The following is a 17,345-nucleotide window of genomic DNA, read 5'->3' as shown; positions in this document are numbered from 1 at the left end:
CTAGATCCCGAGCAACTCACATTGCCATTTCATCAGCACTTCTGCGGCAGTAACTTCATTCGCAGAAATAGCTTCGATAGCAGCTTTGGAAATAATCAGCGAGCTGTCGATATCAAGCTCCTCGGCGACTTGGTCACGCTTCGCAGCGAGCGCGGCACAGGCTTCGTCAAAAGCCTCGTCTTTCACTCTACGCTTTGCCGCAGTTACTCGCTGCGGCCAGAGATTCTCAGGCACCTGTTGCGCCTCCTCGATCGCAGAATAGAAACTCTTCCTGCGTGTAGCACGAAAATGTTTCGGCAGCTCGATCGGCTTGCTCGACTGGATATCCGCTACCCACGCCATAAGCTGCTTATTCCCACAGACCATGAAAGGCGGCTTATTCCACTCTGATGCTTCGCCATCACGCCAATACCAAAGAGCTCTAAGGTAGAGCAAACCATTAGGATTAAGGCGACCCGCGCCTTGAATACGCCACGGATCCTCTTTGGACTGAGGACGATCCAGCACCTTTGTGCGCGCTTGAGCGCAGCTTTCTACGAACCATTCATAGCGCCCCTTCTCTTTCAATTGTGCCAGCAGCATATCAACCATAGGCTTAAGATAGAGAACATCGTTAATAGCATACTCAGCCATCTTCTCAGTGAGAGGACGCTTTGACCAATCCGCTTTTTGTGACGCCTTCTCAAGCTCAACACCTAAGTAATGCTCCACTAAATTCCCATAGCCAAACTTACGAACACCTAACAAACGTGCCGCAATTTGAGTATCCCATACTACAGGCGGTATAGAATCAAGATCACGACGCATGAGCACGATATCGTAGTCAGCACCATGCATCCATAACTCAGATTCATTAATCATGTCCTTTAAAGGACTGAGATCATCAATAGCTAACGGATCAATAAGTGCATGGCGCTCACCGTCACTAAACTGCAATAAGCAAAGCTTCTCATGGTAACAGTGCAGACTATCGGCCTCAGTATCCAACGCCTTAAAGTCCCCTTTGCACCCTGCTAGGAATTCAGTAAGTTCTTGGGTGGTTTGAATCATAATTTTACGAAATTTGTTAGATAAAGGGAGGTTAGCGAGTTATACCCTTCAATAATAGTTCAGTATTCGTCTGCGTCTGGCCCAATGCCTTCAACAAAGTCATAATGGCGTCCCCAACAGGAAGTGCTGCAACAACCTTGCGGACCTCTAACACAGCACGCATCTCATCCGGATGGTAAAGTCTATCGTCATTACGCGTTCCACTTTGTGGAATATGGATTGCTGGGTAAATACGGCGTTCTGCAAGGTCCTGATCAAGACGGATTTCCATGTTACCAGTTCCTTTGAACTCTTCAAAAATGACTTCGTCCATTCGGCTTTCGGTTTCAATAAGAGCAGATGCTAAAATTGTAAGCGAGCCACCCTCTTGAACATTTCGAGCAGCTCCGAAGAACTTGCGAGATTTCTGGAGTGCTGCAGGGTTCACACCACCACTCCCAATAGGACCACTACTCTGGGCATTGTTATGACCACGGGCAAGACGAGTGAGTGAATCAAGTAAGAGCACAACATCTTTACCCATCTCCACCATTCGCTTAGCTCGCTCGAGTACGAGATCTGCTACTTGAGCATGGCGTCGAGCAGGCTCGTCAAATGTAGAACTAAAGATATGTGCATCGACGGTCTCTTCAAAATCAGTCACCTCCTCAGGACGCTCATCCAACAAAAGAATAATGAGCTCCACTTCAGGATGATTGTGACGAATAGATTTGGCTACCTGCTTCAGTAAAATAGTCTTACCTCCACGTGGTGGTGCAACAATAAGACCACGCTGACCTTTGCCGAGTGGTGCAATAAGATCAATCAGGCGCACACCGATGCCACCTTCTTTACCATTCTCGAGGATGATCCGCTCATTGGGAAACATCGGAGTCAGCTTATCAAAATCTTTTGGCTTCACATACTCTGCTACCGGTAACCCCTCGACCTCTAGCACCTCCATCGCTGAGAGATACTTGTCTCTTCCGCGTGGAGCACGCATGCGAACCTTCACTTTTTGTCCCACTAAGAGACCATGGTTACGAATCAAGTCACCACCGACATACAAATCATCGGGTGAAGTCTTAAATGAACGCATCGGGTCACGTAGCATCGCGTAATTATCTTTCGCCTGCTCCATGTATCCCTCGCCCTCGAGTACTGTTCCATTCTTGGCATAAAAAGAAAGGACATCAAAAACGAGCTGACTCTTGGTAGCCGTCGCTTGCGAACGGATTGGCAGAGACTCTACAAGTTCATGAAGCTCAGCTAAGGGCTTTTCTCGAAATTCGTTCACACAGATAAATTCCGGCACTTCGATTTTCGCCTCTTCCTTTTTTTCAATTACTGGCTCGGCAGGTGAACTTACGATTTCGGATTCGTTTTCTGGTGATGCATTTTCCTCACTCATTGGTACTTATTTTCTATAAATCTTTGAATTTGTGCTTCTAACACGCTTACAGGCCCTTCATTCCAAAACACAACGTCGGCACACCTCTCCTTATGAGAAATGGGAAGTTGTGCCGCAAGAATGGCCTGAACAGTCGCGCCATCGAATCCGTTCCTCATTATTAGCCTCTGGATTTGCGTTTCACGCGATACAGTGACCACCAGATTTGCATCCTGACCGAAGTCAAAGGCCCCTTCAAACAAAAGTGGCACGTCTGCAATGAACGATGACGTTAAAGTATTTCTACGTGATTTCTCCAGACTTTCAAGACAATCTTTTCTCACCAAAGGATGGATGTAATCCTGGATTTTTTGCTTAAGAGAAACATCTGAAAACAATCTTTCGCGCAACCAAGTACGGTTTAGTACACCTCCCTCAAGGACTGAGTCCTCTCCTGAAATCTCTCGAATGACCTCCAAAACCTCAGTTTGAGAATAGAGTTTCGCAACTGATTCATCAGCACAAAACACACAAACGCTCCTATCTAACTTTTGGAAATATGTCACCGCTGTCGACTTTCCAGTCGCTATCCCCCCAGTTAGACCCAGCACTCTCATAACAATAAAACGGGGTAGCCACATCGTGCTACCCCGTTAAAATCAATCAATGGATAATCGTTAGATTATTTAATCGTAGGAAGTAAGCCGTCGCCACCTCCGAGAGATGGAGCACCTGATGCATCAAGCTCACCCATGCTGTTACGCACAGACTTACCGGTCGCATCAATGATGTTCACTGTCGTGAAGATAATAAGATTACTCTTCGTGTGGTTCTCTGCATTAGATTGGAACAGACGTCCAATAAGCGGAAGGTCACCAAGTATTGGCACTTTATCTTCAACCTTTTGTACATCTTCATTCATCAGTCCACCAACAGCCACGGTATGACCGTCATAGATAGTGAGACCTGTAGTCACACGACGTGTGGAGAATACTGGCATCTCGATACGGTTATCAGTGAGAGTCACGGTAACTGGGTTACCTAGTGCATCAGTACCTGAAGTCTGAATCGGAGAACCATAGTTGATGAATCCTTCAAACTCTACAATTTCAGGAGCGAAACGAAGGTCGATGGTATAACCATCATCACCAAGAGTTGGCTCAACCTCAAGTATCACACCTGTATTGCGAGTCTCAAATGCTGTCGGAGTCGCAGGAGTTACAGGGAAGGAGTTTGTTGAGGAGCTAGTAGTTCCTAAGAGTCCAGTAGTCCCAGTATTATTACTGCCTACACTATTTGGAAGCTCTGGTGGCTCGTACTCAGTAGGATAAATGAACTCACGAATAATCTCAATAGTCGCCTTCTCACCTGAACGAGCAACAATGCTCGGAGCCGTCATAATATCTGCTCCTTTTTTCTGTGAAAGACCACGCATGATCATTTGAACCTGTCCGTCACCATATACCCCTGAAAGAGATAAAATACCTGGAGCTGCAGTGTTACCTGAAGCTAGGCGGTTTGGATTATTCAAAAATGCATCAATCGCATTTCGACTGATAGCATAAGAACCCGTGCGATTACCAGCAGTCACGATATTCGATACATCAGCATTCGGATTACTCGGAATACCAGGTATTTGAGGTGAGGTGAAATCTGAACCAATTCGTGCAGAGCCACTACCGATAGTACCACCACTTAGGAACGCTGTAGCTGAACCGTTAAGTGTCGCAGGTGAAAGAATCCAGTCGAAGCTTAGCTCCTCAGTATTCTCTTGAGTAACTTCTACAAATTTCGTCGCGATGCGAATCTGCTTAGGTTTCTGATTCTTTATGTCGTTTACAAGCTGCTCGACGATATCGAGATTGTTCGCTGTATTACGTACAGTAAGAGCAGAACGTGCACGAGAGAAACTAGCTGTAGTGCCTTCTGGGAATACTACACCGCTCTTCTCGAGAAGATCTCTAACAGGAGGAGTCGCTGCGATACCGCCACCGCCTCCACTTTCTACAGGGTCAGCAAATGGATCGGAGCTAGCTGTACTACCTCCACCACTTGTATCGCCGATAAGTGTCATGAAATCAGGTGGAACACTGAATGAGCGAGTGTAAAGCTCTGTATCTTCAAACTCAGATAAAGGAAGAAGCTTAACAGCGTAATCTTCTACTTTATAGCGAAGGCCTGCTTTATCACATACCTGTTGAAGCGCTACCTCGAGAGGAACATTGCGCATTTGAAGGTTATCGATAGTACCTGAGCCAGCTGAAGAACTAGCGCCGAACTCGGAAGCTCCGGCATCATCTGCGGAGCTACTAGACTTAGCACTAATAACTACAAAGTTAACGCCCTTTTTAGTTGGATCTAACTCAAGTGTATCTAGCTCACGAGCACGTTGACGTAATTGGTCAATAGCATCTGTAACTGATACATCTTGGAAGTCGACGAGAGGAAGAGTGATATTCTGCAACTTACGGCGAATGTACAGAGCACCTGTAACATCCTGCTGTGAAGCACCAGTAAGGTCATTATCGAACTGTACACGAGGTGCAACAGTGAGTTCCCAGGCTGCATCAACTTCTTTTAGAAGCTCTGCACGGGTCTGATCATACGCCGCTCGATAGTAATCAGCTTTCGTATCCGCGATTTTCTCGAGTCCACGTCTAGCTGCCTTATTGTAGCGATCGATACGTAAAATTTCTTTATACTCATCTTCAGCTTTATCGTACTGCCCTAGATTAAAATAACCTTCGGAACGATAAAGGTGCTTACGTACTTTTTCGGTATCTTGAGTGTGTTCGTATGTCAGAACTGGGTTCGTACGAATAGGGTCGTCTAGATACTCAAGCTGCTGCTTTGCAGCCATATTGAGCGGATCTTTATTAAGAACTTCTGTGAGTAGCTCACGTGCTTCTTGATAACGACCGAGTCTACGGTACTGCTGGGTAAGAGCAATTGAGCCATCTACTAGATGACCAGTGTATGCGTGACGACGATCAGCGACAGCTGGACCAGAAGGAAGAAGGCTGAGTGCTGTTTTGTATTCAGCTACTGCTTCTTCATATCTGGATTCAGCATAAAGCTTACGACCTTCAAGCAATGCGGCATCCGCTTCTTGTACTTGTGCGGCACGGCGGGCAACCTCTTGTTGGACAAGAGAGTCAGCGTGTGCTACATGGGAAGAAAGCGGCATAACAGCAGCCGCCGCCATAAGAACGGCAGCAGTGCGACTGGAACGATGCGTAGGTATTTTTTCCATGATTGGTGGGTAGGTTCTTCTAATGATGGGGGGCTTGTGAAGTACTTTTTTTAGAATTCTACAATTTTTAGAATTCTAGTTAGTCTGGATTAGCGTAATTTATATGATTTTAACTAATAAAAACTAACATTATTTATTAACGATAAAATCTTTAGAGGTCTTCACTCCCCCTTCAGAATAACTAATCGTTACAGCATATTGATCTCCTTGAGGATCGATAGATTCGACACGGTATGGGCGCTTTTTGGTATCACTATCGTAAGGCAACGAAAATGTCTCGAGCTCAGAAACAGTGAATCTTTCACCTTCTTTTCCAAGAGCGTTCAAACGAAATTCGACGGAACGATCCTGAATCTCTGTAAAGCCACCGGGTTGATTACCGCGACGCCATATTACAAATTTAGCTCGGGGCTCACCCTTGAAGCGCGGAGTATTATCCTGCACCTCATAGCCATCCTGAACTCGACCGTTAGGTCCCTCTTGTCCTTCAACTTTGCCTAACAGCTTAAAACGGTTCTGAAGGCCGTCATCTTGATGAGCGAAAAATGCATCTCCAACAGAGACTCTCTCGTTAAAACGGCGCTTCAGGTTATCCTGATAATACATAGTTATCTGATCTGCATTGAAAACACTCCAGCGCATTTGCATTTTAAATATGCTTACCCCCTCCGGTTCAAGCTTAGTGATCAGATTGGGATATGCATTAACGTCAGCAGGATTCGTCTTTGCTTCAAATTCTTCTCTATTCGTAAAACCATCTTTATCGAAGTCACGATCAGCTGAGTTGGCGAAGCCTGGGTCAATACCATACTTACGCCACCAATCGTTAGCTATCCCTTGGTGGACATTTTCACTATCGTAAAGATCGACAGCATCTGACTGCCCCTCCTTCACATAGAGTGGTTGTCCAGCAAAGAGACCAACTTCACGACCTCCAACAATTTTCTCCCTGATTTGCGCTGGCGCACTACGGCCCTCAAGCACACTCGTAGCATCAGCTAGAGCTGCAACACTCGGGTCATCATTACGATCAAAGCTTAAAGCTTTCGCATTAACATCATCGCCACCGATGAGACTTAGTGCCGCTACTCCTACGAGAACAACTACAGCTCCACCGAGAGCTGCCTTTTCATAATTTTCCTGTATCCAAGACATACTGATATTTTGTTATACTTCTTCGTCTGACACCTTTGGCAACTTAATGCCTTCTTGCTTAAGAACAATGAGATCCAACTTCAGATACACATTGATTTGTTCATCACCTAAAATTTGCATCAACAGGCGCTTATCATCCGTATCTGAGGCTACTGCGACTTTCATCTCTTCTGGTGCCTCAACAACTTCTTCCACTACCTCATCCTCTGTGGTTTCTGTTTCAAAATCTCCGAACGAATCAAAACTATCGAAAGTCGACTCCTGCACAGCCGCGACAGGGAACTTCGCATCTGTCGTATTCGGTGGCGTCTGGCGCTCATTTTGAATACGCATTGCATTCACTGCAAAATAGTACTCTTTCGAGCTAGCGACATTCTCTAAGAATCGCTTAAAACTATTCTCGGAGCACCGGAAAGACAGCTCCAAAGGATAGACATCATAAACTTTCTCATCAGCCTGCCCTTTTCTTGGATTTCTCTCTCCTTTCCTCGGTTTAGCCTCCACCTCGATGGCTGGCCGCACGACATTTATAAGAGCCTCTGGCTTATGCTTAGCTAAATCACCTAATAACCACTCTAGGGCTTTCATCTGATAATTAAGCTCACCCGTGGCTGCTTGACGAGGGAAGGTACTGGAGTATGCCTCAAAGCCATAATAGCAGCCTTCTGGAAGCTCCACACCATTGGACTGAAACTCCTTGTTCAGACGATTACGATAACCACTTACCTTTTTACTAAACTGGTCTGGCGCAAAATCCTGCACCTCCTCAGCTTTAGGTTTATAGCGATTATAGTCACGCTGAAGAGAATGTGTAACTTTCGCGTAGTCCATCACATTCTGCCTATATGCCTCTGCATTACTTGGGTCCGGATATGGCACCCCCTCTTGAAGACTTTGCTCTTCTTTTAGAGACTTGCTTAACGCATTTTGCGCTTCTTCAAAATCTCCGCTTTCCCCACTAGCTAGGACGATTAAAGCAATCGCCCCTACAAGGGTCACCCCTGCTAATGTGGCTGTAAATTTATTTTCTTGGATCCAGCTCATTATGTTAATCGAGTTCAATTGGTTGCTTAAGTGGAATAATTAGTGAATAGCTTGCTGCGTACTCTCCATCTTTGAGCATACTTGAGTTCTCTAAATATTCGTCTGTGTTCAACTCGCGTACTTCTGTTTTCCTTCCATCCTTAAGCTCTATTTCTAGAGTGAAGAATTTTGAATCTGTTGTGAGTTTTTTAACCAAATCATTCACTGTCGATGCCCCTCCAGCGCCACGCCAAAAACCTTTCACCCGGACAGCATTTACTGTCGGTGCTACGTAGCGGGAATTTACTCTACCTCCAGGAAGGAACTTAGGTTGCTCTAATTTTAGATCGGTCAAACCACCAGCTCCATATGTCTGCTTTGCAAAATCGCCTCTCACGAGCTCAGTAACATTCGCGTTACCTGGAACAAAATCCACTATTGGCGTGAAATCCGTCACCCATACATGGGTATCGCCGAAGCGTTGCTTAAAATCATCAACCATCTCTAGCCAATAACGCTGGCCGTCATGTGCCGCGACTAACTGGTCACTGAAGTCTTGAAGCCACTCTGCGCGTTTTGCTTGCTTTTCAATAGGATCAGCAGACTGCCTGAGCTCCTCAATACGGTCCTCCACTTCAAGCACTTTAGCTTGAGCATCGCTCGCCTTCATTGAATTAGTAACGTACATCAAACTAAAAGCACCGAGAACAATAGCTGCTGCACCGATTAGATACGGCCGACGACGCTTCTCGTTACGCTCCGACTGCACCACTTCTGGCACCAGATCAATAGAAATGGGAGCCTTACCAACAGAGCGAAGTGCCAAGCCAACAAGCTCACCAATCTGATGCGCTTGGGAAGACACCCTATCAACGTCTACGCCCTGGCCTACAGACACTCGCTTCAACGGATTAAAATACTCCACAGGAAGCCTTAACTTCTCTTGGAAAAACTCGCCGATATTCACCAAATTAGCTCCTCCGCCAGCAATAAACACACGCTTAGGTGCGCTACCGCCGTGTTGACTACGGAAAAAGTTCGTAGTCCGCGCAATCTCTGCCGGCATACGATTAAGAGCAGTCCTTATGCAAGTCGCTAGAGCACCGGTAAGCTCATCCATACGTGAGGTATGCCTTGTATCCAAAGCCACCATACCATTAGAAAGCTTCTGAGACTCAGCCTCGGAATACGACACATTATACTCTTTGGAAATCGCACTAGTCACAGCAGCACCACCAATGGCAATACTACGTGTGAAAATACGCTTACCTTCAATGTAGATCAAGTTACTGGTGCGCGCACCAATATCGATAAGCAAGCAGGACTCTTCTAAGTCCGCATAGTTGAAGCGAAACGCATTCGCAAGTGCCATTGGCGACGTATCGACAGAATTTGTAGTCAGCCCGGATTCGCGCACACAATTGTTAAGATCATCCAGCGCATCACCTTTGATAGCAACAAGCACCACTTCTTTTTCAGCGCCGCTAGACTCAAGTAATTGCCAATCCCAGACCACCTCATTGATCGGGAACGGTACATGTTGCTGAGCTTCGAATGCAACTAACTGCTCGAGATCATCATCTCCGAGCATCGGCAGCTTCACGAAGCGTGTAAAAACCGATTGACCAGAAATAGCATAATCAATCGAAACCTTAGACACCCCTAACTTAGAGGATAACTCACTCACGGCCATCTTGACCTGTGACAAACGAGTCATCTCTGCTGCGGGATCAGCTAAGATCGCAGTTGTTTCGTATTTTTTAAGAATTAACCCTCCATCTTTGGAGCGGGAAAACATCCCCATACTCACGGTCTGTGAGCCTATATTTAATGTAATTAGCGACTGTGAGTCAGCCATAATATTGTGCAGTTTTTTATGAAAATTGAATAAGTTAGAGTATTAAACTAACAGTTTAACACATTGATCTAACTAGCGGCGTTCTGGCTTAATCTCAGCATATCGATCCCACCACAAGAACTTGAACGGTGTCTCATCCTTACTGAGAAGCGGAACTCGATCATAGCGAGAAAGTGAACCAGAAGTCCACCAGCCCATTTTTTCACCATCACTAAAGTAACGTCCCTTATCATCTGGAAGGGACGTACCATTTACTAACACTTCACCACCGATAGCCTTAATGATACCTTTATTCGCTCGGTCTGAGCCACTGAGGCGAAGAATAGCCGCTGGTGATAAATACACTGATGAGTAAACATCTTCACCTACAGGAAAGTTTACATACTCCACTTCCTTCTCTAACAGTAAGACGCCTTTGCCATCTGGATTATCAATAGCCACAAACCATTTAACAGTCACCGAATCCACAAACTTATGTGGGTAAGACCTCGGCATTTCAACTTTAACATTTACCTCTGCCTCTAGCCAATCTTTCGGTTTCCAGTTCTTGCGCATGGTATTGCCACCGACTTCTGGAGACTGGAGGACATCATACTTAGGGTCAGAAGTTGTCACTTTCCCGGCTTGAGCATGGACATTACTAACCATTGTTAGAGCCGCCAGTGCCGCAGCGGACAGGAACGCCTTGAGTTTATATTGCTTCATAGTGAATAGGTTTCATAGTGTGATAACGAAGCGCAGCTGCTTTTGGCGAGGATAAACATTCGAAAAACACAAAATAAGTGACAGAAGCGACTCGAGCGTACGTAATCCATGCCTTTTTACAAATATCCCACGCAATACATCCTTAGCATTCACCATTTCCACTCTTGCGCAAACTATGATGTAGGGCTAAATCTCCGTCTATATGGCAAAGCAAGCGAAAACAGCGATCCAACCAACACGCTCTGAAGACTTTCCAGAATGGTACCAACAAGTCATCAAAGCTGCTGATCTAGCAGAAAACTCTGAAACTCGCGGCTGCATGGTCATCAAGCCGTGGGGCTACGCCATTTGGGAAAACATCCAGCAACAGTTAGATAAATACTTCAAAGCTACCGGCCACCAAAACGCCTACTTCCCACTCCTCATCCCACTCTCTTATTTCGAAAAAGAAGCGGAATGCGCAGAAGGCTTCGCTACCGAGTGCGCAGTCGTCACCCATCACCGACTTGAAGCAACAAAACAAGAAGACGGCTCCACGAAAATGGAACCCGCAGGCAAGCTCAATGAGCCCTATGTCATTCGTCCTACTTCTGAAACAATCATCGGCGCTGCATTCTCGCGTTGGACAGAATCCTACCGAGACCTTCCCCTCCTGATCAACCAGTGGGCTAATGTCATGCGTTGGGAAATGCGCACACGCATGTTTCTTCGCACAGCTGAATTCCTCTGGCAAGAAGGCCACACCGCGCACGAAACTAAAGAAGAGGCACTTGAGGAAACTCGGCAAATGCATTCCATTTACGAAAAATTCCTTCGCGAGCACCTCGCCATCCCTACTATTCCTGGTGAAAAATCCGAAGCCGAGCGCTTCCCTGGCGCAGACATGACCCTAACAGTCGAAGCTATGGTACAGGATAAAAAAGCAATCCAAGCGGGCACATCTCACTTCCTCGGCCAAAACTTTTCCAAAGCTCAAGACATCTCCTTCACCGCACGTGACGGATCAGTCCAGCACGCGTGGACCACCTCATGGGGAGTATCAACCCGCATGATCGGCACGCTCATCATGGCGCATTCTGATGACGACGGCCTAGTGCTACCTCCACGCATAGCCTCCCAACAAATCATCATCATCCCTGTAACGCCAAAGGAAGACACTCGTGATGCCATCATCGATGCCTGTGAAGCTCTCGCCAAAACTCTCCGAGCAAAATCCTTCCACGGCGAACCACTCCGCGTCCTAGTTGACAAACGCGACCTCCGTGGTGGCGAAAAGAAATGGGAGTGGGTCAAAAAAGGAGCACCTCTCCGCATCGAAATCGGCCCTCGCGACCTCGAATCTCGCAAAGTCTGCCTACAGCGTCGCGACCAAGCTTCTAACGAAAAATCCTTCCTCGAAAAAGAAACCTTCCTCCGCAACGTAGAGGAAACTCTCCAAGAAGTCCAAGACACTCTGTTAGATCGCGCCACGGAATTCCGCGACTCTAACATCACTGAGTGCTCTGACATAGCAACCTTTGAAAAGTACTGGAGCGAAGAACAGCCTGGCTGGCTCATCACACCATGGGCTGGGAGCACAGAAGAAGAGGAAACTCTTAGCAAAAAACACAAAATCACAATCCGCTGCCTTCCCCTCGACAAACAAGCTGGCGATGAAGCTCCATGTATCCTCACTGGCAAGCCCACTATGGCGCGCGCCATCTGGGGTCGTAGTTATTAATCCATTTGAACGCTGAGCGATGGCTCGGCAATGCGCACCTATGCTCGAACTCCAAGACGTAAAAACCCACTTCCCTGTCAACAAAGGCCTAATTTTCTCAAAACTGGTCGACACGGTGAAAGCGGTAAACGGTGTCACCCTCAATATCAAAGAGGGTGAGATCCTTGGGCTCGTGGGTGAGTCAGGCTGTGGCAAGTCCACACTCTCACGCACCATCATGCAGCTCATCCCTGCCACCGGAGGCACCATCACCCTCGAAGGCACCGAGCTCACTAGCCTCCCAAAAAAGGAGGTTCGCGCCCGCCGCCTCGACTTTCAAATGATCTTCCAAGACCCCTATGCGTCTCTGAACCCACGCATGACCGTCTTCACTACTCTTGCGGAAGCCATAACCCAGCGCCACCCCTCACTTAAAAAAAGTAAACCGAAGCTCACAGATTCAGTGGTCAAGCTCATGGAGAGATGCGGACTCAACCCATCATTCATGCAGAAATACCCACACGAGTTTTCTGGTGGCCAGCGTCAGCGTATTGCAATTGCCCGAGCTCTTGCTCCAGAACCTAAACTCATCATAGCTGACGAACCCGTCTCAGCTCTCGATGTTTCCATCCAATCACAAATCCTCAATCTCCTCCTAGACCTTCGCAGCGAGCTAAACCTCACCATGATTTTCATCTCACACGACCTCTCCGTCGTACGCTACATTGCTGACAATATCGCAGTGATGTATAAGGGCGAAATTGTGGAGTATGGCAAAGCCGAAGAGCTATTTAACTCGCCGAAGCACCCATATACAAAGCGACTACTAGATGCTATTCCCAGCCTTGAGAGCCCAGTCTAAACAAGCTCCGCTACCCTCCTGTGTCATTTAAGACAGGAAAGTTAGACTAATAGGGCTTTTCTTGTCGCTCCATTCACGGTAAACCGCCACTTCCTAGCTCATTCATGCTTATGAAATTTTTACTCCACATCGCCCTAGGCATAGGCCTAGCTCTCTCTGCTACAGCTGCAGTTGAGCTCAACGGTATCGCCGCGAAGGTAAATGGTCGCGTTGTCACCAAAAACGAAGTTGCTTTCTCCCTGGCCCCGCTCAGAGCCTATCTTGCCAGCAAATACCCCCGCAAGACACCTAGCTACTACAAGGAAATTGAAGAAGCTAAGGATAAAATTGTCGAGGAACTCGTCGAACGCGAACTCGTACTTTACGAATTCAAATCCATGGGCGCCCAGATACCAGAGCATATCGTCGATTCAGAAATTCGCCGCAAGGTCCGCAGCGACTATAATAACAACGTCGGACTCTTCCGTGAAGAGCTCCAGTCCAAAGGCATTTCTTTTAAGAAATACCGCGAGCTCATCCATCGCCAATTGATCGTCCAAGCTATGCGCTCCCAGCAGTTCTCAGACACACCACCTGCGACTCCTGAAGAGATGCGTGCTGAATACGCTAAGATCAAGCCTGAGCTACGTGACACCTCTAAAGACCGTTGCGACTTCCAGAAAATCTACATACCTAAACTTGATGACGAAGACCTAACTGCGACTCCTGAATCTCAGCTCGTACTTACAGAAAACATCGTCGAAAAACTCAAAGCTGGCGATGACTTTGCTGAACTCGCCAAGCAACACTCAAAAGATGCTTGGGCTGATGACGGCGGCCTCCAAGAAGACGTTGCACGTATCGACCTCTCTCCAGCCATCGCAACAATGATCTTCGAAGAGCCAACCGGCTCAGTGATTGGACCTCTCGAAGATGCAGGTGGCTACCACATCATTGTCGTGACGAAAAAATACCTCGGACCAGCTCCACCGCTTTCTGACCCTGAAGTTCGTAAAATGGTTAGCCGCAACGTGGAACGCGAAAAATCCTCAGCCAAGTACAAGCGCTGGATAAACGGACTAAAGCGTAAGGCTATGATCACGCGCAATATGTAACACCCTAGATCTCTAAATTAAAAAAGGCCAAGCTTATACGCTTGGCCTTTTTTATGAATATATGGACTTTAGGTCAGTAAGTCTCTGAGTTTCTCCTGAAACTTAATAAGATCTTCTTCATCGGGCTGGTAACCAGCGGTATCCGCATCCAGTGAAAGACGCCCCATTTCATCTATCATCCATAGTGCCTTCTCTCCATCACTAAAGCTGACTGAACCAGACTTCAGCGCACCTGCTCGCACGATTTCATCCACCGTAGCCTCCACCGCACCAGTAGGAACCTTTACATCCTCTGCCGCTGGTTCTTCCGCCTTCACCTCTTCCTTCACTAACTCAATCCCCAGATCTAACACCATGAAACGCGTGTCCATATAGGTTACCTGAATATCTAAATCCTCCTGGATTTTCTTCTGTAAATCCGGAAGCTGAGCCCCCTCTGCAGCCCAAGCTGCAATCTGTTCCTTCTGCTCATTACTAAGTTGTGATACGCTAAACATAATTTGTGAGTACCTTCTAACGAAAAAGCAATTTATAGGGAAGCAAAACCCACCTCACCTGCTCCCACCTAAATCACTTTTTATTTTCCTTTATTCTACGTAGTTCTCTAACTACTAATCAATAATTCACCTATCTTAGATTTTATGGAGAAACATCTCTATCCCAGCCTTTTAGCTCTCACCCTCGGTCTCGCGTCCTGCACAGTAGGCCCCACTTATGAAGTCACGGTCCCGACGACTCCTGACTACTGGAACACAAACCTACAAACCGACCTTAAGAAAGGGACTCCTAACATCGAAGGATGGTGGAGGAAATTTAACGATCCCACGCTAGATAAACTCATCGAAATAGCGAAAGAGGAGAACAAAGACCTCGAGATCGCCGCCGAGCGTATTATAGAAGCACAAGCTCGGTTCGGCGTAGCATACGCATCTCTGGCTCCAGGTGTAGCCGGTTCAGGAGCCTACGATTACGCGCGGTCTAGCGAATCAATCCCCTTCTCTACTCCAAATCCATCTGACAACTACGGGACCGGTCTAGATGCTTCATGGGAAGTGGACTTCTTTGGCGGGCTACGTCGATCTATCCAATCAGCAGGAGCAAGTGTGGAAGCTACTGGCGAAATCTACCATGACACCATGGTGATACTCTACTCAGACGTAGCCATACGCTATGTCGAATATCGCACACTGCAGAAGCGCATCCAACTAGCCAAAGGTAATATTGTAAGCCAAGGTCAATCAGTTGGAATTACTAAAGACCGTAAAGAAGCAGGGCTCGCTCCACAGACAGATGTCTCACAAGCGCAAGCAAACCTCTCGACCTCGAAAGCTCTTATCCCGCAGCTCCAACTCCAGCTGGCTGCGACTCGCAATCAACTCGCATTTTTATTAGGCCGCTACCCTGGAAATCTTCAATCGCTGTTAGGTAGCAGCACAAATATCCCCAAACCACCCAAAAATATACGCGTTGGGCTCCCTGCAGATATCCTTCGCGCAAGACCTGACGTCCGAGCTGCAGAACGTCAACTAGCGGCTCAAACTGCTCAAGTAGGCGTCGCCACTGCTGAACTCTATCCAAAATTCTATATCAATGGCACATTGGGCTTAAGCTCCCAAAGCTCAGCAGACCTCTTCGATTCAAGCTCCCGCATCTACAGTCTTGGGCCGTCATTCCAGTGGCGTATTTTCGAGGGTGACCGTCTTCGCCAAGGTATCAAAGTTGAAGAATCAAAGACACGCCAAGCCCTTCTTTCTTATGAGAAAACAGTGCTCAATGCTGTTTCAGAGGTAGAAACTTCACTCTCTAACATAAGTTTTGAATACAACCGCCGCAGTCACCTCAACGACTCCGTACGCTCTGCCCGTGAAACTGTATCCCTCATAGTAGAAAACTATAAAGAGGGAGTCGCAGATTTCCAAAGTGTACTCGATGCCGAACGCACCATCTTCACCCAAGAAGACGCAGCGGCTTCCAGTGAAGGAATTTACACAGCCTATCACATCCAACTTTATCGTGCGCTTGGTGGTGGAACCCAAATGCGCAACATCTCTCAAAACCAAGCAAAATAATGAACCTGCTCAGATCTCTCAGCCTCACCGCGTGTACCGCGCTCCTCTCCATTTCCTGTGGGAAGAAAAATGAATTTTCTCCACCTCCACCTGCAAAAGTTGAAGTACAGCTACCCATAGTTAGAAACCAGCAGACTTTTTCCGAATACTCTGGACGCATCGAAGCCATGCAACGAGTGGAAATCCACGCGCGTGTGCAAGGTATTTTGAAAGAAGTCACCTCTGATTTTGAACCTGGGAAAGTAATACCAAAAGGTACGCTACTCTTCAAAATTGATGATGTCCCATATCAAGCTGCTGTTAGAAATGCAAAAGCAGAACTAGCAAAGGCGGAATCCTCGCTGAGCCTAGCCAAGATCACTTTGGAGCGCCGGAAGCGCGCAGGTCAAGGAGTCTCCCAGCTCGAAGTTGAAATTGCGGAAGCTGATGTCCAAGCTGCAGCTGCCGCCGTTCAGTCAGCTCAAGCTGCAGTTACTACAGCAGAAGAAGACCTAAGCTACTGTGAAATCCATGCACCTATAACTGGCCGCATCTCTGAACTCTATGTTGATCAGTTCAACCTCGTTGGTCCAGGTGCAGATTCCATTCTCTGTACTATAGTTAATGACGATACAATGCGCGTCTACTTCGAAGCCGACGAACGCCGAGCACTCAAGTACCTGCGCCGTCGTCAAGAAATCGAATCTCAACATATGCAGCCACCAGTTGTCAGTCTCACACTCGCAGATGGGAAGCCATACAGTCACCCAGCCCAAGTAGATATCGCTGACAACACTATCGACAGTGATACCGGCACACTACGAGTGCGAGCTGTCGCTCCAAACCCTGAGGGAATCCTAGCAGATGGACTTTTTGTTGAAGTCAAAGTCCCCAGACAGGTCACACCTACGGAAGCCGTCCTCGTACCTACCATTGCCATTCAAAAAGACCTCGGTGGTGATTTCGTACTCACTATTGATGATCAGAATGTAGTGATCCGTAAAAACATCACTTTGGGCGATGCTGTAGGTCGTCTGAAAATCATCACAGAAGGCCTGAAAGGTGATGAAAAAATCATCGTTAATGGCATGCAGCGAGCACGTGAAGGCTCTCCCGTCACTCCCACTTTGGTCAAAAACGAAAATGAAGTTGATCCGAGCGTCGAACTTAAGAGTACACCTGTCTCAAAGTAATCACTTTAGATTTAACTTAATCTAACCAAGCTCTTC

14 protein-coding genes are annotated in these 17,345 nt (G+C 47.1%); 5 read left to right on the top strand and 9 right to left on the bottom strand.

What is annotated here, in order from left to right:
- From ACSHX2_RS09195 to ACSHX2_RS09160, 8 genes are all read right to left on the bottom strand, one after another.
- The gene (locus ACSHX2_RS09195) at window positions 1-1,050 is read right to left on the bottom strand and encodes a ribonuclease D (RefSeq protein WP_435692639.1); all 1,050 of its coding nucleotides are present in this window, start codon (window positions 1,048-1,050) and stop codon (window positions 1-3) included.
- Between the two features lie 31 nt (window positions 1,051-1,081).
- Complete coding sequence (gene rho, locus ACSHX2_RS09190) at window positions 1,082-2,440, bottom strand: transcription termination factor Rho (RefSeq protein ID WP_435692638.1); 1,359 nt, start codon at window positions 2,438-2,440, stop codon at window positions 1,082-1,084.
- Window positions 2,437-3,036 (bottom strand): dephospho-CoA kinase, encoded by a 600-nt coding sequence (gene coaE / locus ACSHX2_RS09185; RefSeq protein WP_435692670.1) that lies wholly within the window; start codon window positions 3,034-3,036, stop codon window positions 2,437-2,439. Before coaE ends, rho begins: the two co-directional genes overlap by 4 nt.
- Before the next feature lie 65 nt (window positions 3,037-3,101).
- Window positions 3,102-5,672, bottom strand: coding sequence for an Amuc_1098 family type IV pilus outer membrane protein (locus ACSHX2_RS09180; protein ID WP_435692637.1), 2,571 nt, complete (start codon window positions 5,670-5,672; stop codon window positions 3,102-3,104).
- A 129-nt stretch (window positions 5,673-5,801) separates the two neighbouring features.
- Entirely contained in the window at window positions 5,802-6,827 is a 1,026-nt protein-coding gene (locus ACSHX2_RS09175) for an Amuc_1099 family pilus-like system protein (RefSeq protein WP_435692636.1), read from the bottom strand.
- Window positions 6,828-6,839: 12 nt separating this feature from the next.
- A complete protein-coding gene (locus ACSHX2_RS09170) occupies window positions 6,840-7,871 on the bottom strand; it encodes an Amuc_1100 family pilus-like protein (protein WP_435692635.1) in 1,032 nt (343 codons plus the stop codon).
- A 4-nt stretch (window positions 7,872-7,875) separates the two neighbouring features.
- Window positions 7,876-9,708 carry an Amuc_1101 family PilM-like pilus complex protein gene (locus ACSHX2_RS09165; RefSeq protein WP_435692634.1) on the bottom strand — a complete coding sequence of 611 codons (1,833 nt, stop codon included), beginning with the start codon at window positions 9,706-9,708 and terminating at the stop codon, window positions 7,876-7,878.
- Window positions 9,709-9,780: 72 nt separating this feature from the next.
- Window positions 9,781-10,413, bottom strand: a complete 633-nt coding sequence (locus ACSHX2_RS09160; protein WP_435692633.1) for an Amuc_1102 family pilus-like protein — start codon at window positions 10,411-10,413, stop codon at window positions 9,781-9,783.
- Between the two features lie 202 nt (window positions 10,414-10,615).
- On the opposite strand from ACSHX2_RS09160, the gene proS reads away from it, so the two are divergent.
- From proS to ACSHX2_RS09145, 3 genes are all read left to right on the top strand, one after another.
- Window positions 10,616-12,133, top strand: coding sequence for a proline--tRNA ligase (gene proS, locus ACSHX2_RS09155; RefSeq protein ID WP_435692632.1), 1,518 nt, complete (start codon window positions 10,616-10,618; stop codon window positions 12,131-12,133).
- Between the two features lie 19 nt (window positions 12,134-12,152).
- Window positions 12,153-12,974 (top strand): ABC transporter ATP-binding protein, encoded by an 822-nt coding sequence (locus ACSHX2_RS09150; protein WP_435692631.1) that lies wholly within the window; start codon window positions 12,153-12,155, stop codon window positions 12,972-12,974.
- A gap of 110 nt (window positions 12,975-13,084) precedes the next feature.
- On the top strand, window positions 13,085-14,068 hold the full coding sequence (locus ACSHX2_RS09145) for a peptidylprolyl isomerase (RefSeq protein WP_435692630.1): 984 nt from the start codon (window positions 13,085-13,087) through the stop codon (window positions 14,066-14,068).
- Between the two features lie 68 nt (window positions 14,069-14,136).
- Here ACSHX2_RS09145 and ACSHX2_RS09140 read toward each other — a convergent pair whose 3' ends face one another.
- Window positions 14,137-14,565: a hypothetical protein gene (locus tag ACSHX2_RS09140; protein ID WP_435692629.1), complete on the bottom strand. Its 429-nt coding sequence runs from the start codon at window positions 14,563-14,565 to the stop codon at window positions 14,137-14,139.
- 144 nt (window positions 14,566-14,709) lie between these two features.
- On the opposite strand from ACSHX2_RS09140, the gene ACSHX2_RS09135 reads away from it, so the two are divergent.
- The gene (locus ACSHX2_RS09135) at window positions 14,710-16,137 is read left to right on the top strand and encodes an efflux transporter outer membrane subunit (protein ID WP_435692628.1); all 1,428 of its coding nucleotides are present in this window, start codon (window positions 14,710-14,712) and stop codon (window positions 16,135-16,137) included.
- Entirely contained in the window at window positions 16,137-17,309 is a 1,173-nt protein-coding gene (locus ACSHX2_RS09130) for an efflux RND transporter periplasmic adaptor subunit (protein WP_435692627.1), read from the top strand. Before ACSHX2_RS09135 ends, ACSHX2_RS09130 begins: the two co-directional genes overlap by 1 nt.
- The last annotated feature ends 36 nt before the right edge of the window (window positions 17,310-17,345 follow it).

Source organism: Rubritalea sp. (assembly GCF_051252225.1).
In the GTDB taxonomy this organism is placed as follows: domain Bacteria; phylum Verrucomicrobiota; class Verrucomicrobiia; order Verrucomicrobiales; family Akkermansiaceae; genus Rubritalea.
Note: the sequence above shows the minus strand (reverse complement) of the source record. Positions and strands in the feature narration are given on the sequence as shown.